This is a genomic window from Candidatus Eremiobacteraceae bacterium, from assembly GCA_036511855.1.
Lineage (GTDB): Bacteria > Vulcanimicrobiota > Vulcanimicrobiia > Eremiobacterales > Eremiobacteraceae > JABCYQ01.
Genome location: DATCBN010000109.1, coordinates 15311 through 35712, shown reverse-complemented (window position 1 = coordinate 35712; position 20402 = coordinate 15311). Strand labels below are relative to the sequence as shown.

The window sequence follows — 20402 nt, the reverse complement described above, 5'->3', positions numbered from 1 at the left end:
CTCTGTTCGACGAGCCGTTCGCCGTGGCGAGATTGGCCGACGGAAGCCTTATTGTTGCCGATACCGGCAATCGGAGGATTCGGAAGGTCACGCTTTCGGGTCCAGCCGTTCAAAGCGCCGAGCCCAGCGCGCGAACATTCTCGAAGTCCGATGCGCCCGGAAGCGGCGAGATCGTGGCCGGCGAAGACCCGTTCCCCGGGTTAAGCGATCGTTACTACCGCATCGCGTACCTCGGCAACTCGTATGCGTTTTACAATACACGCTGGGACACTTCCATCCCCGGCCTTGTCGAAGCGAAGCTACGGACGAACTGGCGTGAGCTCGGCTTTCCAAAAGAGCCTAAGCTCGTATCGATTTCACCGCTAAAAGGCCTTGACGGCTTTGAAGAATATATCGACAACATACTTTCCCTCGGTGTCGTGGACGCCGTCATCGTACAGTTGAACAACACCAACATCGCCGACTCGTACCCGCTGCCCAAAACCGCCGAGATCGATTGGAAATCCTACAACGCGACCTGGCAAGAACCTACGCGCGAGTCCTTGATGCGCATGAAGGACAAACTTGCGCGCGCGTGTATCGCTCTGATCGTCGTCGCGAATCCGACGGTCGGGCACGTCTCGCCGCTCGAAGATGCCGTGACATCCGAAGTGTATTCATTTCCCGATTGGGTGTGGCTCGATCTCGGACCGCCGGCGGGCAACGATTTTGAGAGCGACCTGCAGCGCGTCATCGCGAGAACCGAGGTCCCTTCTATCGATCTCTACCCTGCGTTTGTTCACGCCGAATTAGATGCGCAGCGGGTACCGCTCTTCGGCACCGTCGATGGTCATTATTCGCCACACGGGCGCGCGCTAGCCGCAAGCGTCATCGCAAAAGGCCTCGAACACTTGCATTTCTGGCGGCAGAAGCCAAAATGCGGCGGTTAGCCGGCCAGCGCGAGTCCCGAGGCGCGCGCGAAGCGCTCGTACATCGAAAGGATGTCGACGTCGTCTGATCGCCCGAGACCCGGCCGGTCCGCCAACGCTTCGATGTAGATGCCGTAGCGGGCGTGATTTGCGTCGTCGGGCCCGATGTCGTTTTCGAATGTGTGCAGCGCGCGGTAGCCGACCGATCCCACCGAGCGCCAATGGAGATCGCCGAAATAGACCATGAGATCGGGTGCGATGCCGCGCACTGTGCGGTAGATCTCGTGCGGCCGGAAAACTTCATTGGCGAGAGGCCGCCCCAAATCGTCGGGGATGGCTGCTATTTTGCGCGCGACTTCTTCGGCCAGCTTTTCGACGCGGCCGGGCGGCACCGTGCCTTCGGGCTCGCGGCCGGCGATGTTGAAAAAGACGCGCGCATAGTATCCGCCTTCACCCCAAACGGACGTGCGCGACCAGTCGACGTCCAGCTTTGCGAATGGCGTGGGCGAGTCCGGAATCGATTTCAGCGTGAGGTAGCCCTCTCGGATGAGCCACTCGTTGATGCAGATGCCGCCGTCCATGCGCTTTGCGCCGTGATCGGAGACGACGAATATATGCGTCTCGTCTTGGTCGATCCGTGCAAGCGCCCGCGACAGCATGGCGTCGAGGTCTTCGTAGTATTGGCGGATGACGCCCTGATATTTGTTGCCGGGCACGTGCCCGCGATGCAGCGGGTCGAAGAATTTCCAAAAGCCGTGGTGGAGACGGTCCGAACCGATCTCGACGAACATGAAGAAGTCCCACGGTTTGCGCTCGAGCCAGTCTTCGACCACGGCGAAGCGGCGCTCCGTCATGTCGTAAAGCTGGCGCAGCAGGCCGTCTTTGTCTTCGGTTCGGAAATTCGGGCAATCGACGAGATAGTCGGCGTGCAAGAGCTGGGCGATCTCATCTTTCGCACTCGCGGGATACGTGTACGCGCTCTGCGGTCCGGGCGTGAGAAAGCAGCCGACCGTCGTGCCGTTCACCGGTTTCGGAGGATATGCCGGCGGCACGCCGATGGTGACGATATCGCGGCCTGCGGCGCCGAGCACATCCCACAGCGTTCGTTCTTTGACCGACAACGACGTGGCCAGCCGCAGACCGGTATACGAATGATCGGTTCGATTGCGAAATCCGTAGATGCCGAGCTCGCCTGGATCTTTTCCCGTCATCATGCAGGCCCATGCTGGAATGGTGATGGCCGGCGTGACGGTGCGCAGCGTTCCGTAGGTGCCGCGTGCCATCAATGCTCGCAGTGTGGGCAACTTCCAATCAGGCCGGTCGAAGAGCAGTTCGGGCGTCGCGCAATCGAGCCCGATGACAAGCAGACGTTTGGAGCGCACGTCCGCAGTTTCCATCACGCATCCGGGGGTTCCCGCACGGCGAGCGCGAACGCACGTCGTCGCACGCACAATCGCCGCGCGGAGATTCATGGAACGCACAGACGACGCCACGCTCGAGCATATCGATCCCCATAGCGCGCGCTGGCTCGATTTCGCGAAGTCGCATCGGCAGACGCTATTCCAAAGTTCCGACTGGGGCGATCTCGTCGCGTCCACGTACGGCTTTCCCGTTCGGATTGCAGCGCTCGTGCGCGGCGGCAGCGTGGTCGCCGGATTGCCGTACGCCGAAGTCGATGACTTTCGCGGCCGGCGCAGAGTCGCGTTCGCGTTCGCCGACGTGTGCGAGCCGCTCGGCGACGATTGGGCCGCGCTCGAAGCTGCGTTGTGCGCAGAAGGCGTGCCGTGGCAAATCCGGTCGCGCGTCGCGCCCGGTTCGCTCGCGGATTCGCGCGAAATCGGCGTGCATCAGACGGTCTCTCTCGCCGGCGGAGCGCCCGGAGTCACCGCGCGTCTGCACCCAAAACAGCGGGCGCGAATGCGCTCCGCCGAACGCGCAGGACTAACGCATCGCCTCTTGAGCGGTGACGAATCCGTCGAGACATTCTACGCCCTTCATTCGCGGCTGCGCGTTGCCAAGCATCGCTTGCTGCCGCAGCCGCGCAAATTTTTTGAGCGGCTCGCCGAACGCTTTTTTCCCGACCGTGGATTCGTCGTCGCGGCGCACGCTGCCGACCGCGCCGTTGCGGCGATGCTTTTCATACGGTGGGGCGACACTCTGTACTACAAATTCAGCGCATCCGATCTGGACCTGCTGTCCTTGCATCCCAATCATTACCTGCTGGGCAAGGTTCTCGAAGAGGCCGCGACCGAGGGATTTAGCGCGGTCGATCTCGGCATCTCCGAAGACGAGGGGCTCGTTCACTTCAAGCTTCGCCTTGGCGCCGAGGCGGTTCCGGTGTACGTCGGAAGATACTCTCAGCCGGAGAAAAGTGACGCCGTACGCAACATGGAAGCGGCTCTCGCCGATCTCACCAAGATACTCACAGAGCCGGACGTGCCGCTCGCGGCGGCGCAAGCCGCGGGCACCGAACTCTACCGCTACTTCGCGTAAACAACGCCTGGTAGTAGTAGGGTGAGCAACGCTCACCCATGGGCAAGCGATGCTCGCCCTAGTACAATGGCCCTCCTACAGAGTTTACAGCAATGCTACTGCGGCGTCACCTGCAGCGAGAACCGCGGCGTCCAGCCGAGCCCGCCCCAGTTGAAGAAATAGGCGCGCGCGATATCGAGCGACGTCGTCTTTGAGATCTTGAACCGCACATCACCGCTGAATTGATAGCGCGGCGGTCCGAAGTGAGTGGGCGTCTGAAGCGGTGAGTAATTGTTTTGCTGCAGCGACATCGACATCTGAAAGGCGTTATTCGGTTGGAATTCCGCCGTCAGGCCGAACGCCCGGTTAGTGGCGCCGAGGAATTGCGGATAGATGCCAACGCCGCCCACATTCGCGATGCCGTTGTTAGACTGTGGAGACGGGGTTAAACCCGTTGTCGCGTTGGGTGCCGAGAACGTGGCGGCCAGATCGTGCGTCGAAATCGAATCGAACACGCCGGATGCGAGCAGGATCAAGGAGCGGTTGAACCGGCGGCTGTCGGTGACGGCGAGCGTGTCGCGGTCGACGACGTTGGGGAAGCTTAGCCACGTCCGCTGAATTTGATACACTGCCGTGAGTCCCGACTTGAATGGACCGGGGTAGACGGGCGTTTCAAGCGATGCGCCTACGAACTTGGTCGTGACGGTCTGGGGGTGCAGCACTCCTATGCCAAAATAGTCATGGTCGTAGCCGAAACCCGACTGCACGCGAAAGGATAGTCCCGATTTCCACAGCGGTTCGTCGAAGCTCGACCAAGATGCGCCGAACGTCATCGGATGATTCTGCGCGTACGTGTGCGACGAATTGCCGTAGAAGCCGCGCGGCGTGGGCGCGAGCAAGTTCCCGTACTGCGGCGTGAGCTCGAACGTGAGCGAAGAATGGTGCAACGCGCGCAGCACTTTGACGTCGGCGAATCCGTTTGACGAAAGCGGCTGCGAAAGCCCGGATTGGAACGTGAACAATTGCGTGGTCAATTCGAGCGCGGCCTTAGCGCCAAGCGGGGCATATCCTAAGAGATTCCATTGTTTGTTCAGTTGCGTCGCCGGATTCAGGCTGAACACGGCATATGCGCCGCTCGGAGCGACGAGATGATGTTCGAACGAGGCATACGTGTTGAGCGTCTGATCGTAGCGCAAGTGGACCGCGTCGAGCGTAGTGGCGGAACCCGCGAAACCGTACGGGATGTCATACGTCGCGCCGGAAAGGGCGTTCACTCCGAAATTGGGGTCCTCGGAGAAATTCTCGACGAACGGCGGCAATGGCGGCGTGCGGATCGTGCCGTTGAACAGACCGAACGACGCCGGGGCGAAACGGGCGAAGGTCGTCGGGTCAATGATCGCACGCTTGGCGACGATGAACGGGCGTGTGGCGCCGAAGTCGGCGAGGAAGAACGCGTCTCCCGGCATCTCGCGGCCTTTTTCCGGATGCGCGTAGTCTCCGTTCAGAAACGTCCAACGATCCGCGCCGGGGACTAGAGGGACGAAGTACAAGCGCCGGAAGGGCAGAAAATCGGCAATCGCGGCGCCGGAGAAATCGCCGGCAGAAGTGTGAATCGTGAGGTGCCCGGCTGCGACGATGCGCTCAAGCGAAAGATCCATCGAAAAAGCGTCGGCCGTCAACGATGCGCCGTCGGGCAACGTGGCGCGCACGTGTCCGCGTGCTTGGATGGTCGCCTCGTTACTGAAGTACATCACGCGGTCCGCGGCGATCGTGATCGGCGCGTGACCGACGGTCACTGGCTGCTGATCCGCATTGGCGCTAGCCGTCGAGGAGATCAGTAATAATGCCGCGATCGCGATTGCGCGATGGGCAAGCGATGCTTGCCCTAGTACAGGGGCGTCCAGCACCGGGGCAAGCGGAGCCGACCATAAAGGTCGGCCCCTACAATCAGACGGGGCAAGCGATGCTTGCCCTCCTACAGGGGCCATCATATGCCGTTCGGCGTGAAGCAATATACCGACGTGCCGTCAAATTCGCCTACGATTAAGCCGCCGTCGACGATGGCCGGTCCGGCATAGATCGCGTGGATCGTGGCGTAGCGCCAGAGCACCTGGCCAGTGTTCGCATCGAGTGCCGATATGCCGTTGCACGGTCCGGTCGTGCAGCCGGCCTCTGCGTAGCCCACGAAAATCATGCCTTGCGAGACGGCCGGTGCCGACAGGACGCCGATGCCGCTCTGATCGCGGGCCGTCGGCAGAGTCCATGCCACACTTCCGTCAAGATTTAGCGCGACAATCGCGCCGCCCGCCCCCGCCACGTAATAAGGCACGAAGACGTGCGACCCGTCGCTCGCGGGCGAGCCGATGACGGCGCCGCTCGCGATGCCGGCATTGGTCTTCCAAGCCAGCACTCCGGTGGCTGCGACGTACGCGTAGACATTGCCATCTTTTGATCCATCAACGACCATGCCGTTGACGTAGACCGGCGTCGCACCGTAGTCGAGATCGTGGCCGTCCGGCGGCCCCTGTTGGTCCCAGTTGATCTTCATCGTCGCGGGACCCACTTTGAGGATCGCGTCGGCGGCTTCAAGCGCCGGCCCCGTACACGAGTTGCCGGTGGCAATATAGGCATACCCGTTCTGATCGATCATCGGCGACGACCAGACGCTTGCGCCGCTGGATCCCGGAGGTGTTATGGTAAGGTCATTCACGATCGTTGGCGACTGAGGCGAAAACGCGACAAATTGATCAGCGACGATACAGCCAGTGCTGTCCTCGTGCAGGTTGGTGACGCCCACATATACGGCGCCTCCTGCGACTAGCGCCGACGATTCAAAGCTCGCATTTGGCGTGACCGACGGGTACTGAATCTTCAACGCGCCGGTCGCGGCGTCGACGGCGTAAAATCCGCCCTTGACCGTTCCTTCGTAGAGAACGCCGTTGCTGTAGGCAGGCGTGCTGATAAACCCGGCGCCGTCGACCGACAAGAACGTCCATGCCGTCGCACCGGTGGCTTCATTCAATTCGAGAATGTGTCCGCCGAGGTCGGCCTTGTACACCTCGCCGTTGAAGACCACAGGCGACGCGAACATGCCGCCCGGTGAATTAGATATCCATTTCGGCGCGAGGGTGGCCACGTTGGCCTTGGTGATCAGCGTCTGGTTGGGATTGTTCCCCGTGCGCTGATCGTCGCGGCGGAATTGCGGCCAGTCGGCCGACGGAAAGTTGGGCGGCACGTAATTGGGAATCGCGCCGGACTGCGGCGCTGTGCTATGACGCGGCATGGGGCCGGCAGAATTACCGCCGCAAGCAGCAAGGGCAAGCGAACAGATCGCGAGCGCTAGCCGCGTTGCCGAATGCAACTTCGCCCGGCATGAAGAGAAATGTATGATGTGCGCCTCCGTTTCGGCCTCAGATGCCGTTCGGCGTGAAGCAGTAGACCGATGAGCCGTCAAATTCGCCAACGAAAAGGCCGCCGTCGACGATGGCAGGTCCCGTGTAGATCGCGTGCGTGGTCCTATACCGCCACAGCAGCTGGCCGGTGTTCGCATCGAGCGCAGATATGCCGTCGCACGGGCCGGTGGCGCAGCCGGTGTCAGTGTAACCGACGAAGATCATTCCTTGCGACACGGCCGGCGCCGATAACGGGCCGAAGCCGTTCTCGTCGGATTCCGTCGGCACGGTCCAGGCAACGGTTCCGTCAAGATTCAGCGCGACGATCGCGCCACCGGTCGACCCGACGTAAAAGGGCACGAAGATATGCGTTCCATCCGTCGCAGGCGAGCCGATGATGGCGCCGTTCGAAATGCCGCCGTTTGTCTTCCAGGCCAACGCGCCCGTGAGAGTAGCAAAGGCGTAGATCAAGCCATCTTTAGCCCCATCGACGACCATCCCATCGACGTAAACAGGCGTAGCGCCGAAGTCGAGATCGTGCGAGTCCGGCGGACCCGGCTCAGCCCAGTTGAGTTTCATCGTGGCTGGACCGACGTTGAGGATCGCATCGGCTTCGAGGAGGGTCTGGGGCCCAAGACAGGTGTTGCCCGTGGCCAAATACGCATACCCCTGCGGATCGATCATCGGCGATGCCCAAACGCTTGCGCCCGTGCTTCCCGGCGGCGTTATCGTAAGGGTATTCAATATCGTGGGCGACGTGGAAGAAAATGACACAAATTGGTCGTCTGCGATGCAGCGGTTGGTCTCCTCATCTAAATTGCTGACCCCTTCATACACAACGCCGCCGGCGACAATCGCCGACCCTTCATAGCCCGCATTGAGCGCGACATCCGGGTACTTGAACTTGAGCGCGCCGGTCGCGGCGTCAATGGCGTAGAACACGCCTCTGGTCGTGCCCTCGTAAAGGACTCCATTGCTATAGGTCGGCGTGCTGATAAACGCGCCGTCCTGGCCCGTCACAAATGTCCACGCCGTCGCGCCGGTCGCTTCGTTCAAGCTGAGGATATGGCCGCCGAAGTCGGCCTTATACACGCTGCCGTTGACGACGATCGGCGTCGCGAACATGCCGCCGACCGAATTGGATATCCACTTCGGCGCGAGCGTGGCCACATTGGCCTTTGTGATCAGCATCTGGTTGGGGTTGTTTCCCGTGCGCTGATCATCGCGACGGAATTGAGGCCATTCGGCCGACGGAAAGCTGGGCGGCACGTAATTCGGAATCGCACCGGAATCCGTCATCCGGCTTGGATGCGGCTTGGGAACAGCGGAACTGCCACCGCCGCCGCCGCATGCGTAGAGCCCGAGCGCGCATAGCGCGACAGCAACGAGAGCAGCGTTACGGAAGATCGGCCCAGCGGAAAACGGTCGCATCGATGGCTTGCGCGGCGCCACCGGGCACGTAAAGGTCGCGCGGCTTGCGCGCAAGGCCGGCTCTGTCTCGCTCGACGGTTTGCCAAGAGCCGCGCGTGAAGAGATAGTGAAAATCGGTGCCTCCTTTAAGCTCGAACTGAATGCGGAAATGCAGACCGTCCATTCGCTGTGTCTTGATGGCTTGCGGATTCCAGCCGCTCGTGTCGGTGGCGACGTAGACATCGTCCGTATAGGGCGTGTTCGCCGGAACTTGCACGACGACGGTGACCGTTTCCGTAGGCGTAAGAGGACTCGTGTACAACGACTTGGCGGGAACGAGATCTGGATTCGGCTGCGGCGACGACTCCACCGCTACGTATTTTCGCGGTACTTGCGCGGCCGGCGTTCCCTCACTTAGCGGCGTGCGGGAGATTCTGATCAGTGTCACAAGTCTGCTAGAAGGGTCGAGCGTCGCCACCGCGTACGATCCAGGTTGAATCGCAAATGTCGGCGGTGCGCCCGTCGACGCGTCCTGTGTGACGACTTGCGGATCGAGCTTAAATGCGTCGCCGCTCGCGAAGACGATGAAGCCGCGCTCGAGGTCAACGATTTGGCCGCCGATCTCGAGCGGCTGAGGAGTTGGCGAAGGAGCCGCTACGTCCGGCGGCGCCGTCTGCGAAGCTCTGGGAACGGGCGTGGCCGCCGACGGTCGTGCGCCATTGGCACAGACCGTCGCGGTCAGCGCCGCGACAATCAGCAGATATCCAATGGTGGCGCGCATATCAGCGACCACTTGGGCCGTTCGACTGCTTTCCCTTCCGGCGCGGCAGCCAAGCGGACGCCCCGCGACGACCGCGCTACTCCGAGCGATCGTCGATCGACGAGAGCGCGCCTTCCAATAACGCGTCGGCGCCGTCGAGATATCGCAATCCACGCGCCGGCTCCCACGGCCGCGCCGCGAGCAACGCCGACACCACCGCGCGCGTGGCCGGCGATTTGTTCAGCGTATAGAAGTGGATGGCGGGCACGCCGCGCGCGAGCAGATCGACGCACTGCAGCGTGGCATAGGCAACGCCGAGATCGAGCACGGCTTCGGGCTCGGTCTTGCGCACTTCAAGCGCGCGGCCGAGGCGGTCGGGGATGCTCGCGCCGCAGCGGCTTGTGAATCGCGCTATTTGATCGGCGCCGGTGATCGGCATGATGCCCGGAATGATGGGAACGCCGATTCCCGCCCTGCGCGCGCGCGCCACGAACGAGAAGTAGCGTTCGTTGTCGAAGAACAGCTGGGTGATGAGGAATTTCGCGCCTGACGCGACTTTGAGCAACGCGTGACGAAGATCGGTCGCGGCGTCGGTCGACTCGATGTGCATCTCCGGATAGCATGCGCCGCCCACGCAGAAGTCGTAGTCGCGCGTGGCCAGCGCCATCAGATCGGATGCGTGCTGCAAGCCGCCCGCATAGGGCACGAACCGGCCGGTGCCGCCGGGCGGGTCTCCGCGCAGTGCCAGCAGATTGTCGATGCCGGCCTCCGCCACTTCATCGAGCACGCCGCGCAGACCGGCGACATCGGCGCCGACACAGGTCAGATGGGCCATCGCTTCGACGCCGAGATCGCGCTTGATGGCCTTCGTCACCTCGATGGTGCGCGCGCGCGTGCTCCCACCGGCGCCGTAGGTGACGGAAACGAAGGCCGGCTCGAGCGGGCGCAACACTTCGACGGTCGACAGCAGGCGCGCCACGCCTTCGTCGCTTTGCGGTGGGAAGAATTCGAAGGAAAAGCAGGGTTTGCGGTGCTGCAGGATCGCGTCGATTTTCACTTTGTCGAATATTACGGGCGAATGAGAAACCTTCCCCCGCAGTAGGCGCCGCGGCCCGCCGGTCCGAACGCACCTCGCATGGCTACCGCCAAGCGGCCGGCAGTCGCCGAGTTGCCCGTGGCAAGACCGGCGGCACACATGCTTGCCGTCATGCTCGCTACGCTGATGAGCATGGTGCTCGGCTTCGGCCGCGAGATGGTCAACGCGCGGTATTTCGGCGAGCAATGGGAACTCGATTCGTTTCTCGTCGCCGCCATAATTCCCACGCTTGTGTTCGGCGTTTTCAACGGGGCGCTCGTGAGCGCGCTCGTTCCGGTCTTCAGCGGCTACTTCGCCTCCGACGAGACCGAAGAGGTTTGGCGGCTTTCCAGCACCGTCATCAACGTGCTGCTCATCGTGCTCACGGTGTGCGCGGTGGCGGGCTGGTTTGCGGCGCCGTATATCGTGTCGCTTTTCGGATTCCCGGCCGGACAGGCCGGCGTGACCACGCGCATGACGCAGATCATGATGCCGACGATCATCGCGACGTCTATCGCAGGGGTCGTGCAGGCTTTGCTCAACGCGATGCGGCGCTTCAAAGCCGCGAGCCTGCAAGGCGTGGCGCTCAACGTCTGCGCCATCGCGGGCGTGCTATGGCTCTACGACCGCTACGGCATCTACGGACTTGTGTTCGGCACGGCGGCGGGCGCGGTGGCGCAGTTGCTCGTGCAGCTGCCCAGCTACTTCAAGCGCTGCAAGTACCGGCCGGTCATCGATCTGAACCATCCGGGGCTGCTCAGTCTTTTCGTGATCCTGGGGCCGATCGTCGTGGGCTCTGCGGTGGGCCAAGCCAACCTGCTCTTCGACAAGTACTTCGCGGCGATGCTGCCCAACGGCAATATCGCCGCCATGCAGTACGCCACCAAAGTGGTGGGTTTTCCGCAGCAATTGTTCGCGGTCGCTATCGCCACCGTTATCTTTCCCATCCTGTCCGCACAATTCGCGAGCAACGAATTGCCGTCGTTGCGCGTGACGGCGTCGGCAGGCCTGCGCATGACCGCGCTCATCACCATGCCGGCGGCACTCGGGCTTATCGTGCTCGCACAGCCGGTCATCAGCGTGCTCTTCGAGCGCGGCGCGTTCACGCACGGCGATCTCGTGCGCACGGCCGGAGCCATGCAGTTCTATTCCGTCGGCCTGCTCGGCCTCGCGGCCAGCATCTTGCTCACGCGCTGTTTCTTCGCGATGCGGGATTCGCGCACGCCGGTGATCGTCGCAAGTTCGGTGATGGTGCTCAACGTCATCCTCTCGGCGTTGCTCGTGCATCCGTTCGGCATCAACGGACTTGCGTCGGCGAATTCGTTCGCGTCGCTCGCCGAGGCCGTGATCCTCTACTCGCTGCTGCGCAACCGCATCGGCGCGTCCGACGACGAACTCGCCGGCGCGTCGGTCCTCAGGGTCGTTCTGGCTTCCGGCCTGATGGCGTTCGCGGGCTACTTCGTCAACGACATACTTTGGCATGACGCGGGCACCATCTGGCAGCACTTGGCCACGCTCGCCGTCGACATCGTCACCTCGGGTGCGGTCTTCCTCGCCGCCGGCACGTTGCTGCGGGTGAAAGAACTCGCGCAATTGCTCGCGTTCATGGCAGATTACGTAGGCCGGCGCGCGGCGTCGGCGGCGAGACAATAGCGGCCTTGAACTCGCTGACCCATCAGGTCACGCTCAACGTGAATCACATCGGCAAGCATACGAGGCTGAAGCCGAAAATCGCGATCATCTTGGGTTCAGGTCTCGCCCCGATCGCGGATGCGCTGACCGACGCCACCGCGTTCGACTATCACGAACTGCCGCAATTTCCGGTGACGACCGTCGCCGGTCATCGCGGCCGGCTGCTCGTCGGCCGGCTTGCCGGGGTACCCGTCGCGTTGTTCGACGGCCGCATTCATTTCTACGAAGGCCATCCGATGTGGGAAGTCGTGTTCCCGGTCTACGTCGCGCAGATGATGGGCGCGACGACGCTGCTCGTCACCAATGCCGCGGGCGGGATCAATCCGGCGTTTGGTCCCGGCACGATCATGCTGATCAGCGACCACATCAATCTGACCGGCACGAGCCCGCTCATCGGATCCGGGATGCCCGGACCGCGCTTCCCGTCAATGCGCGACGCTTATGATAGCGGATTGCGCGACATCGCCCGGCGCACGGCGGCAGCCGCGGGCATCGCTCTTGAAGAAGGTGTGTACGTCGCGATGATCGGGCCGCAATACGAGACCGATGCAGAACTGCGCATGCTGGCGGGTCTTGGCGCCGACGCGGTGGGGATGTCGACGGTGCCGGAGGTCATCGCGGCGCGGCACGCCGGCTTGCGCGTGTTGGGGATTTCGGTGATCTCGAATTCCGCGGTCCCACGAGATGCCGTAGTAGGGCAACCCGCTACCCCTGTACTAGGGCAAGCATCGCCCCCTGTACTAGGGCAAGCATCGCTTGCCCAATCCGACGCTCCCGCGGCACATCCGAATCACGCCGACGTACAAGCGGTCGTCGGCCGAGCATCGGGCGACGTGCTTGCACTTCTGCGAGGAATCGTCGAGCACGTAGGCCCGTGAGCCGCGCGGACGACGACGCGCGACGGCTGGCGGAGCGCAAGCGCGGCGGCGCGACGTTGAGCGACCGCGAGATCGAACGGCTAATCAGCGCTTACGACGAGGGCGGCGTCGACGACGAAGCGATGACGGCTTGGCTGCGCGCCGTTTGCGCCGCAGGCATGGATATCGACGAGACCACCGCGTTGACCCGCGCCATGGTCGCGTCCGGCGAGACCATCGATTGGAGCGACCTGGGCGGTCCAGTCGTGGACAAACATTCGACGGGTGGGGTCGGCGACGCGGTGACACTCGTGGCGGTGCCCCTCGCGGCTGCGTGCGGCGCGCGCGTCGCGAAGCTCTCGGGCCGCGCGCTCGGCCACACGGGCGGCACGCTTGACAAGATCGAGTGTGTGCCGGGCGCGCGCGTCGAACTGAGCATCGAAGAATTCAAAGCGCAAGTAGAATTGGTGGGATGCGCAGTCGCGGCTGCGAGCGTCGCGCTTGCGCCCGCCGACAAGAAACTGTACGCCTTGCGCGATCGCAGCGGCACGGTCGCGAGCATTCCGCTCATCGCCGCATCCATCATGAGCAAGAAAATCGCGGCAGGCGCGTCGGCGATCGTGCTCGACGTCAAAGTCGGCGCCGGTGCGTTCATGCGCGAGATGGGCGAAGCGCGCGAACTTGCGCGTACGATGGTGGAGATCGGCGCCAAGATGGGGAAACGGGTCAGAGCATTGCTGACGGCGATGGACGAGCCGCTCGCGGATGCGGCCGGCGACGCGCTCGAACTCGATGAGGCATTGCTCGTTCTCGAAGGCGGCGGAAGTTCCCGATTGCGAGACGTGTCGCGAGCGGTCGCCATTGCGATGCTGGAAGTGTGCGGTGTCGCGAGCATAGGGGAAGGCCAGGTGCGCATCGACACCGCATTGCGAAGCGGCGCCGCGCGGCGGAAACTAGAGGCGATGGTCGATGCGCAGGGCGGCGTTCTGGACCATTTCGACCGGAAATTTCCGGCCGGCACGGACGTGGCATCCGCCAGCGACGGCTTCATAAACCGGATCGACGCCGGCGCGATCGGCGAAAGCGTCGTCCTCGCGAAGCGCGGCCGGACCGCGGAAGACGCGCGCCGGGTGGGCGTTCGCGTCCTCCGGCACGTCGGGGAGCAGGCAAGCGTGGGGGATCCAATCCTCCGCTACGTAGCGCTGGAACCCGACCAAGAGATTTTGCGTTTGCTTAATCAAGCAGTCAAAGTGGGTATGACGAAACCACAGGAGCGCCTATTGGTACTCGATATTATCTCCGAATTGTAGGAGGCAATTGTAGTAGGGTAAGCATCGCTTGCCCAAATGGGTGAGCGATGCTCACCCTAGTACGGGTTGCTCACCCTAGTACGGGTTGCTCACCCTCCTACATTGCGAATAGAAAAAGGATGCGTTGCCGCTGACGACCCCCGTTGCCTTATGCTACATCGCGCTGGCTATCGTCGCTGGCGTGCTGGCTTATCGCGCGACGTGGACCGCCGGCGCATCGCTTGCGGCCACCGCACCGTTCGCGTGGTATCACGCGCTTGGACCCACACTCGTCACGGTGTCGAAGGCTGCCTTCGTTGGATCGCTTGCCGGCTTGCTGATCGCGGCGATCGTGCGGCCGCAAGTCCGCGCGCAATTCGCGAGCGCCTTGCGGGGCGACATCGCACCGTCCGCCCTGATCGCATTCGCAATTCTCGCGGTGGCGAGCATCGCATGGTCCGAAAATAGGCCCGATGCCATTCGCGACGCGCTCAAATGGTGGTGGTACGCCGGCGCGTTTTGCATCACCGCGGTGGCGGTGCGGTCGTCGGCCGATGCTATGAAAGTCGCGAGCGTGCTGTTCATCGCAAGTGCTGTGGTGGGCCTCGACGGGTTGTGGCAGAGCTTCACCGGCGCACCGGACGTCTTCAAAGCCGCCGACGGCACACTCGTGCCGCGCATCGCATCCACACTTGAGGGCCCCAATCAATTCGGCGCGTACCTAGAGACCGTCATCCCCGTGCTCCTTTCGGTGTTGCTGTTCGCGCGCTTGCACCGCATCGCGTTCATCGCGGGCGCGTTGCTGCTCGGCCTCTTGACGTCGGATCTGCTGCTGTCGTTTTCCCGCGGCGCGTTCTGGGCGTGCGCGGCGGGAACCGTGCTGGTCGTGGCTGCGTACATCTGGACGCGGCGCAACGCGGACGTCCACGTGCTAGCGGCGCTGCCCAAACGCGGCGCGGTCGTGGCTGCGTCGGTGGCGCTCTTCGTAATACCGGTTGCGGGCGCCGTGCTGTCGCCCGACGCATTGAAGCACGAGTTTCTCGCGACCCCCACCGCGACCGCATCGATGTCGGTCCGCGGCCAGCTTTGGTCGTGCGCCGACTCGTTGATCGCGTCCGCGCCGATATTCGGAGTCGGCGCAGGGAACTTCGCCGACCGCAACGCGAGCTGCGGGCTGCAGCTTGACGCAGCGTGGCACGGCAGCGCGAATAACTGGTACTTGGAAACGGCCGCCGATCTCGGCTTCGCGGGGCTCGCGCTGCTGGCGGTCTTTCTGGGCGGGATGTTGTTGCGCGCGCGAGGCACCGAGCTTTGGTCGGATCCCATCGCCGTGGGCGCATACGGCGCCTTGCTTGCGATCGTGCTGCACGGTTTCGTCGACGACACCATGCCATTTCCCAAAGCGGCGCTCACATTTTTCATCGTGATCGCCATGATCCCCGCGATGCGGGAGAAGCCCGACCTCGCGGCGCTCAACCCCGCGTATCCGCGATCTTGACATCACCATCGAACTCGACCCATCCGGCATGCGCCTTGCGCTGATCGGACCTGGCGGCCAAATCGGCACCGACGTCGCGAAAGCCGCGGCCGCTGCCGGCATCGACGTCTTGCCTCTTACGCGCGCGGAGTGCGATGTCACCGACCGGCCGTCTCTAACGCGAGCGTTCGCGCCTTTGCGACCCGGCGACATCGTCGTCAATACCGCCGCGTTCCATCGCACCGACGAATGCGAGGACCGGCCCGATCTTGCGTTTGGCGTGAACTGCACCGGCGCCCACAACGTGTCGGCGGCAGCGAACGAGCGCGGCGCATCGGTAGCCTTCTATTCGAGCGATTACGTCTTCGGCAGCGCGCACGCGACGCAGCCATACGTCGAATCCGACCGCGTCGCGCCGGTCAATGTCTATGGAGCATCAAAGGTCGCGGGCGAGACGCTCGTGCGCATCGCAAATCCAAATGCGTACGTCTTGCGCATCGCGAGCGTCTTCGGCACGGCGGGATCGAGCGGCAAAGGCGGCAACTTCGTGGAGACGATGCTGGCAAAGGCGCGGCGCGGCGAACGCATCGAAGTCGTGGACGACATCGTGATGACCCCGACGTATGCCGCCGATGCTGCGGCGCTGACCGTGGCGCTCGCCGCACGCAGCGCGCCGGCGGGGGTGTATCATCTCACCAATAGCGGCCCATGCTCGTGGTGCGAATTCGCGGACGGCATCTTCGAGGCAGCCGGACTTGCGACACGCGCCGTCGCAGTGGCTTCCGAGCATGTAGCTTCACGCGCGCGCAGGCCGGCGTATTCGGCGCTGGCGAGCGAGAAGTTGGGGGAACTCGGACTGGCGTCGCGACCGTGGCAAGCGGCGCTGCGGGAGTATCTCGTGGCACGAGGACACATCACATGACCGCACATTCGCCGCCGCGCCGCTGGAGCGATGACCTCGACGGCATCCGTTGGCTGCCGCGACTGATCGACAAAGCCAAGATGGACAGCGGCGGCGCACTCGGCGCGTATCTATTCGGGCACTCACCGATCGACCGCGCGCTGCTGGAGCGGCTCGGGGTTACGACCGCACAGTTCGCGGCGATCGTCGCCGCTTCGCCTGACGATGCCGCGGTTTTATCCGCGCTGCGCGCGCGCGGCTTCGACGATGCGCGCGTCCGGCGCTGGTCGGACCGGCTCCCAGCGCCCTATCAAGTATTCATCCGCATCATCGATGTCGACGACGGGTACGTCGCGCCCTCGGCGTTCGTCGGTCTTTTTCTCAAAGCGTTCAGAGCAGTCGAACACGGATTGATGTCGTTCGTCCGCCGCATCAGCCCTGCGCCGTAGGTCGCGACGTCCACATGCGGTCGGTCGCAGGTCGCGTAAGCCGACCCACGAATGTGCGATACGATGAAATATATGCGCACCCTGTTGCTCTTGGTCGTCGCCGCGACGATCGCCAGTTGGGGAACTTCCGCTGCCTGCGCAGCGCCAAGTCCGACGGCGTCGCCCGATAAGGGCGCCGCAGCAGCTGCCGCCGACTTCGTCAAGCAGGGGCGCACGCTCATCAAGGGCGGCAAGAATGCCGCCGCAATCGAGATGTTCAGCAAGGCCATCGCCGTCGAGCCGAACGACGCCGAAGCATTCGCCGCACGCGGCGACGCGAAGGCCAACCTCGACGATAGTAAGGGTGCGTTGGCCGACTACGATCAAGCCATCGCGCTCGACCCGGAATACGAATATGCGTATGCGACGCGCTGCGACACTCGGGATATCATGAACGACGACAACGGCGCCGTTGCAGACTGCACGAAAGCGATCGCCCTCGATCCCACCGACGGCTACGCATGGGAGCGGCGCGGCCGAGCGAACTACTACCTCGACGATCTGAAGAGCGCGGAAGCGGACCTTTCGAAAGCGATCTCGCTGCGCGACACCGACGGCGACGCATATGCCGATCGCTGCAACACACGGCGCGAGGCCAACAATCTCGCCGGCGCGCGCGCCGATTGCGAGCAAGCGCTGACGTTGACCCCGGACCGGCCGTTCGCGCTCATGTCACTCGGACATCTCGAAGTGACGGCCGGCGAATACGCCGCCGCCATCACCGAATTGAGCAAATGCTTGGCCAAAGATTCGACGATCACACTCTGCAATTTCTATCGCGGCCTCTCGTACTTGAATCTCGACGAGTGGGCAAAAGCCAAGCTGGATTGCGACGTGTACCTTGCGGCGGTCCCAGATAGTGCGGATGCCCTCTTCGATCGCGCCACGGCAGAAAAAAATCTCGGCGACGTGAAGAGCGCCATCGTCGATGCCGCGGCCGCATTGAAGCAGTACAAAGTCAACGGCGATCTGTCCGACGCCAAGGACGCTCAATCGCTGCTCGACAGCCTGCACGGCTAGTTCAGCGGCGAGCGGTCTCCCACACCGACGCGAAACCGTTTTGCTCGGCGACGATTTCGTCGAGCAGCGTCATCCAGCCGATATTGTAGTAGCGCGGATGCGAGAGCTGCGTCGGGTCGTCGACCGGTAAATTCGAAAGTATCTTCTCGATCGATTCGAGCACGGTGACGCCCGGCGAAAATCCGATGCGATCTTGCAGTTTCCGGTTGGAGCAGCGGTAGTTGCGGTTGATCAGGGGCACGGGCGCATTTTCCAGCCGCGCGTGGCGCCCGATGAGTGAGAGCGAGCCGGTGACCAGCATGGCCAGTTCGCGGATCTGAAAATTGTCGTGCACGACATTGAAGATCTCGCCGCCCACCGCTTCGGCGGGCGCCTCGAGGCAGCGCACGTGCGCCGCGGCGACATCGGTGATGTCCACCAGCGGCCGGTACATCCATCCGCCGCCGTGCAGATAGAGCGCGCCGCGCAAAAGCGCATCCTTGATGAACGTGTTGACGACGAGATCGAGGCGCATGCGCGCGCTATAGCCGTAGACGGTGCCCTGGCGCAGGATCACCGGCGCGAAATCTTTACCGGCTGCAGCTAGCAACGCGGCCTCGGCGGCGTGTTTCGAACAAGAGTAGGCGCCGCGCGGCGAAACGGGGGCGGCTTCGTCGAAGATGTCGTCGCCGAGTCCGTCGTAGATAGAGGCGCTCGATCCAAACGTCAGCCGCTTGACGCCGTGTTTCTTGCAGGCGTGCGCGAGCTGTTCCGTGGCGGTCGCGTTCATCTCCCAGTTGGCTTTGGGATTGTACTCGGCCGTCGGATCGTTGGAGAGGCCGGCCAGGTGCGCGACCGCATCGATGCCGTCGAACACGTCTGCGGGGACGTCGCGGACATCGGCCTGCACGACTTCGATACGGTCCGCCAAATGCCGCAACGGCGCACGGCCCCAATAGAGCCGGTCGAGCACGCGCACGTTGTGGCCGGCGTTGAGGAGCTGTTCGCAGAGCACCACGCCGATGTAACCGGCGCCGCCGGTGACGAGTACCTTCATGTTTTGCCGGCGCTCCTCAAGGAAAGATCTGAAATCCGAACGAGCCGAAGCGGCGGCCTTCAAAGCCGAAGAAGTAAGACCTGCTGATGTCAAGCGAAAGGGACCGCGAAACGCGGAACCGCACGTCGGCGCCGAGCGACCACGGCTGGACCGCGATCCCGGTGGGATTGTCGGTTCCGGCGGAATCGTGCGTGGCGTTCAGACTCAACGCGAACGCGCTTGCGTTGGAATAGAACACCGCGGCTTGCTGGCTGTCGAAAACCGTTCGATAGCCGGCCGGCGGCAGCCCGTCACCGGGGTTTGGATAGCCGTCGTGGATCGGTTCAAGCGTCTCCGAAATACTCGTGCTCAATTGATTGCTCCACACGTGGCTCAGCGATGCGCTGTACGATGCGGCGAATTGCGAGTGCGGCAACGTCTCGTGGAGCGACTTGTAATCTGCGGAGAGCGTGACGCTCGAACCTTGCGCGATCTTGAACGCGGACGTCGAGGTATACAGCTCAAGCCCGGTGTGCCAGACGGAGCGCGGCAGCACGACGTCGGCCGCGAACGGGATCGAGTTGAATGGGGTGGCCGTGTATCCCAACCCGTATTCGCTCCTGAGATGGAAGTACAAGAACGAACCGAGTCCTTTGGGGCTGAACTGCTGATCGTAGCCTTGCCAGCCGATTCTTGTGGAGCGCTGGCCGGATCCGCCAAAGGTCTGCGCGGATAGATCGAAATACGAACGATGGGCCGTGTCCAATAAATCGTAGCCTTGCGACACCCCCGAACCGTTCACGGCGCCAGCGGTATAGGTCTGCGTCGTGTGGGAGTTCACGTCGTCAACCCAGAGAAAGTTGCCGATGTGACGCGGTCCGTTGAGCGGCGCGACCGACGCGATGAGGTACGATCGCTGGCCGTCGACGATATGCTCGTCGAGTCCGAGGCTGACTTTGACGAGCTGGTCGTACGCGAAGTGCGCGCCCTGGATGGAGTTGCGCGTGCTGCCGAACAGGATCGGCACATCTTCACCGCTGTTGGCGATGTTCGTGACGTTGTATCCTTGATCGGACGAAAACGTGTACACGTATGACGGGAGGCCGACCGTTCGTCCGCCCGGCACGAGCACGCGCGCTCGCTGCAAGCGCACGTCGGCGCCGAGGTGCGCGACCGCGCGCGGCGCCACGGCGAACGGCATCTCGCCGCTGACGTCGGGAAGGGCGAGCGGATCCGGAGGAAGGACCGTCGCGTCGAGGGTGGCGCTGACGTTTTGTCCATCGATTGCCGTGCGCGACACCGCCGGCGTGACGGAGACGAATAATCCTTGATGCGTTTTGAGATCCACGCTCATCGCCGCGCCGCTGACCGGCGCGCCGCCCCCGAACGCCGGCGCGGCGACCACGTTGCCGGCGGCCACGTACCGGTTCGCGCGCAGATCGAGGACGATGCGATCGGCGGTGACATGCAGCACGCCGTCGTCGAGGTGCGCGCGGCCGCGCGCGTCGAGCACGACGTGCCCGGCGTAGAACGAGACGAGGTCGCCTGTGACGGTGACCGCGGGATGAGCGGTGGCGGCAAACGCCGCAGCGGGGGGAAAGGTTCCGGCGAGAACGAGCGCCGCGCAGGCGACGGCCCGAGACATC

At 63.3% G+C, this 20402-nt stretch carries 17 protein-coding genes; 9 read left to right on the top strand and 8 right to left on the bottom strand.

Annotated features, from left to right (window positions below; all coding sequences use genetic code 11):
* A partial coding sequence (locus VII69_14590) for a hypothetical protein (GenBank protein ID HEY5096337.1) occupies window positions 1-929 on the top strand: 929 nt, incomplete at its 5' end.
* On the opposite strand, the gene VII69_14585 is transcribed toward VII69_14590, so the two are convergent.
* Entirely contained in the window at window positions 926-2305 is a 1380-nt protein-coding gene (locus VII69_14585) for an alkaline phosphatase family protein (GenBank protein HEY5096336.1), read from the bottom strand. The two genes, VII69_14590 and VII69_14585, sit on opposite strands and share 4 nt — an antisense overlap.
* 73 nt (window positions 2306-2378) lie before the next feature.
* Here VII69_14585 and VII69_14580 point away from each other — a divergent pair, with 73 nt between their 5' ends.
* On the top strand, window positions 2379-3401 hold the full coding sequence (locus VII69_14580; GenBank protein HEY5096335.1) for a GNAT family N-acetyltransferase: 1023 nt from the start codon (window positions 2379-2381) through the stop codon (window positions 3399-3401).
* Window positions 3402-3496: 95 nt separating this feature from the next.
* Here VII69_14580 and VII69_14575 read toward each other — a convergent pair whose 3' ends face one another.
* The 5 genes from VII69_14575 to metF all read right to left on the bottom strand — a co-directional run bounded on the left by VII69_14575 (window position 3497) and on the right by metF (window position 9999).
* A complete protein-coding gene (locus tag VII69_14575; GenBank protein HEY5096334.1) occupies window positions 3497-5176 on the bottom strand; it encodes a hypothetical protein in 1680 nt (559 codons plus the stop codon).
* Between the two features lie 191 nt (window positions 5177-5367).
* Window positions 5368-6663, bottom strand: a complete 1296-nt coding sequence (locus VII69_14570) for a PQQ-binding-like beta-propeller repeat protein (GenBank protein HEY5096333.1) — start codon at window positions 6661-6663, stop codon at window positions 5368-5370.
* Window positions 6664-6790: 127 nt separating this feature from the next.
* Entirely contained in the window at window positions 6791-8203 is a 1413-nt protein-coding gene (locus tag VII69_14565; GenBank protein ID HEY5096332.1) for a PQQ-binding-like beta-propeller repeat protein, read from the bottom strand.
* Window positions 8169-8963 carry a hypothetical protein gene (locus tag VII69_14560; protein ID HEY5096331.1) on the bottom strand — a complete coding sequence of 265 codons (795 nt, stop codon included), beginning with the start codon at window positions 8961-8963 and terminating at the stop codon, window positions 8169-8171. The genes VII69_14565 and VII69_14560 overlap by 35 nt, the downstream gene beginning before the upstream one ends.
* Before the next feature lie 76 nt (window positions 8964-9039).
* The gene (gene metF, locus VII69_14555) at window positions 9040-9999 is read right to left on the bottom strand and encodes a methylenetetrahydrofolate reductase [NAD(P)H] (GenBank protein HEY5096330.1); all 960 of its coding nucleotides are present in this window, start codon (window positions 9997-9999) and stop codon (window positions 9040-9042) included.
* Between the two features lie 78 nt (window positions 10000-10077).
* Here metF and murJ point away from each other — a divergent pair, with 78 nt between their 5' ends.
* The 7 genes from murJ to VII69_14520 all read left to right on the top strand — a co-directional run bounded on the left by murJ (window position 10078) and on the right by VII69_14520 (window position 17741).
* Window positions 10078-11670 (top strand): murein biosynthesis integral membrane protein MurJ, encoded by a 1593-nt coding sequence (murJ, locus tag VII69_14550; protein ID HEY5096329.1) that lies wholly within the window; start codon window positions 10078-10080, stop codon window positions 11668-11670.
* 5 nt (window positions 11671-11675) lie between these two features.
* Window positions 11676-12587 (top strand): purine-nucleoside phosphorylase, encoded by a 912-nt coding sequence (locus VII69_14545; GenBank protein ID HEY5096328.1) that lies wholly within the window; start codon window positions 11676-11678, stop codon window positions 12585-12587.
* Window positions 12584-13876, top strand: a complete 1293-nt coding sequence (locus VII69_14540) for a thymidine phosphorylase (GenBank protein HEY5096327.1) — start codon at window positions 12584-12586, stop codon at window positions 13874-13876. Before VII69_14545 ends, VII69_14540 begins: the two co-directional genes overlap by 4 nt.
* 124 nt (window positions 13877-14000) lie before the next feature.
* Complete coding sequence (locus tag VII69_14535; GenBank protein HEY5096326.1) at window positions 14001-15353, top strand: O-antigen ligase family protein; 1353 nt, start codon at window positions 14001-14003, stop codon at window positions 15351-15353.
* Between the two features lie 28 nt (window positions 15354-15381).
* Window positions 15382-16254 (top strand): dTDP-4-dehydrorhamnose reductase, encoded by an 873-nt coding sequence (gene rfbD, locus VII69_14530; protein ID HEY5096325.1) that lies wholly within the window; start codon window positions 15382-15384, stop codon window positions 16252-16254.
* The gene (locus tag VII69_14525) at window positions 16251-16682 is read left to right on the top strand and encodes a DUF5069 domain-containing protein (GenBank protein ID HEY5096324.1); all 432 of its coding nucleotides are present in this window, start codon (window positions 16251-16253) and stop codon (window positions 16680-16682) included. Before rfbD ends, VII69_14525 begins: the two co-directional genes overlap by 4 nt.
* Window positions 16683-16745: 63 nt before the next feature.
* Window positions 16746-17741: a tetratricopeptide repeat protein gene (locus VII69_14520; protein ID HEY5096323.1), complete on the top strand. Its 996-nt coding sequence runs from the start codon at window positions 16746-16748 to the stop codon at window positions 17739-17741.
* Window position 17742: 1 nt separating this feature from the next.
* On the opposite strand, the gene VII69_14515 is transcribed toward VII69_14520, so the two are convergent.
* Window positions 17743-18777 carry an SDR family oxidoreductase gene (locus VII69_14515; GenBank protein ID HEY5096322.1) on the bottom strand — a complete coding sequence of 345 codons (1035 nt, stop codon included), beginning with the start codon at window positions 18775-18777 and terminating at the stop codon, window positions 17743-17745.
* 16 nt (window positions 18778-18793) lie between these two features.
* Entirely contained in the window at window positions 18794-20401 is a 1608-nt protein-coding gene (locus VII69_14510; GenBank protein ID HEY5096321.1) for a hypothetical protein, read from the bottom strand.
* Window position 20402: the final 1 nt, after the last annotated feature.

Excerpts from the sequence above, each read along its gene's own strand:
- rfbD (HEY5096325.1), top strand. The coding sequence starts at position 15,382 with ATGCGCCTTGCGCTGATCGGACCTGGCGGCCAAATCGGCACCGACGTC.
- VII69_14515 (HEY5096322.1), bottom strand. The coding sequence starts at position 18,777 with ATGAAGGTACTCGTCACCGGCGGCGCCGGTTACATCGGCGTGGTGCTC.
- VII69_14525 (HEY5096324.1), top strand. The coding sequence starts at position 16,251 with ATGACCGCACATTCGCCGCCGCGCCGCTGGAGCGATGACCTCGACGGC.
- VII69_14560 (HEY5096331.1), bottom strand. The coding sequence starts at position 8,963 with ATGCGCGCCACCATTGGATATCTGCTGATTGTCGCGGCGCTGACCGCG.
- murJ (HEY5096329.1), top strand. The coding sequence starts at position 10,078 with ATGGCTACCGCCAAGCGGCCGGCAGTCGCCGAGTTGCCCGTGGCAAGA.
- VII69_14570 (HEY5096333.1), bottom strand. The coding sequence starts at position 6,663 with ATGCCGCGTCATAGCACAGCGCCGCAGTCCGGCGCGATTCCCAATTAC.
- VII69_14580 (HEY5096335.1), top strand. The coding sequence starts at position 2,379 with ATGGAACGCACAGACGACGCCACGCTCGAGCATATCGATCCCCATAGC.
- VII69_14510 (HEY5096321.1), bottom strand. The coding sequence starts at position 20,401 with ATGTCTCGGGCCGTCGCCTGCGCGGCGCTCGTTCTCGCCGGAACCTTT.
- VII69_14520 (HEY5096323.1), top strand. The coding sequence starts at position 16,746 with ATGAAATATATGCGCACCCTGTTGCTCTTGGTCGTCGCCGCGACGATC.
- VII69_14585 (HEY5096336.1), bottom strand. The coding sequence starts at position 2,305 with ATGGAAACTGCGGACGTGCGCTCCAAACGTCTGCTTGTCATCGGGCTC.
- VII69_14565 (HEY5096332.1), bottom strand. The coding sequence starts at position 8,203 with ATGCGACCGTTTTCCGCTGGGCCGATCTTCCGTAACGCTGCTCTCGTT.